Genomic DNA, 932 nt, shown 5'->3' with positions numbered 1-932 from the left:
AGAACCTGATCCGAAAGTTGTTGAGCAATACCAGCATGTTGTGATTCACGCCTCTTTGCGAAGAGATGGAGTGAATGGTGACATGGACTGGTATTGCCCGGCGCGAGCATAGCCGGGAGGGATTGCGATATCCATCGGATATGACGGATGCGGAGTGGGCGCTGGCAGAGCCATTCGTGCCTCCGGCAAGGCGTGGAGGCCGACCTCGAACGGCAGACATGCGCGAAGTCCTCAACGCTTTGCTTTATGTAGCCGCGAGTGGGTGCGCGTGGCGACTCTTGCCCAAATGCTTCCCTCCGGTGTCGACGGTGCGGCGCTACTTTTACGCCTGGCGCAATGCCGGTTTGTTCGAGGCCATCAACACCGTGCTGGTTATGAACCTGCGGGAAATCGAAGGACGCGAAGCCTCGCCCAGTGCTGGAGTGATCGACAGCCAATCGGTGAAGACCACGGAAAGTGGCGGAGTTTCCGGGTTTGACGCAGGCAAGAAGGTCAAAGGCCGCAAACGACACATCCTGACCGACACATGCGGCTTTCTGATCTTCATTCTCGTCCACGCCGCCGACATTCAGGATCGCGATGGTGCTGTCGATGTGCTGGCTGCCGTCCGGACGCGGTTTCCATGGTTACGCCATGTCTTCGCTGACGGCGGCTATGCAGGTGATAAACTGCGATCCGCGCTTGTCGGCATGGGCAAGTGGACTATCGACATCATCAAGCGTTCCGACAAAGCCAAGGGCTTCGAGGTGCTACCGCGCCGATGGGTTGTCGAGCGAACCTTCGCTTGGCTTGGGCGCTGTCGAAGGCTGGCAAAGGATTGGGAAAGGTCCATCGCGTCATCCACCGCATGGGCCCTCATCGCCTCAATCCGCATGCTCACGCGCAGAACCGCAAGATACTGTCAAATTTGATCAACTTCTGAATCGGGCTCT

The 932-nt window shown here is 57.9% G+C and carries 1 protein-coding gene; it reads left to right on the top strand.

Going from position 1 to position 932, the window contains the following annotated elements; genetic code table 11:
• Nucleotides 1-74: 74 nt before the first annotated feature.
• Nucleotides 75-911, top strand: coding sequence for an IS5 family transposase (locus AC1Q5P_RS21910; RefSeq protein ID WP_226019834.1), 837 nt, complete (start codon nt 75-77; stop codon nt 909-911).
• The last annotated feature ends 21 nt before the right edge of the window (nt 912-932 follow it).

The sequence above is a fragment of the Novosphingobium sp. GW835-FHT14H07 genome, from assembly GCF_058793515.1.
The sequence above is the reverse complement of the archived record's forward strand: the minus strand, read 5'-3'. Positions and strand labels throughout refer to the sequence as shown.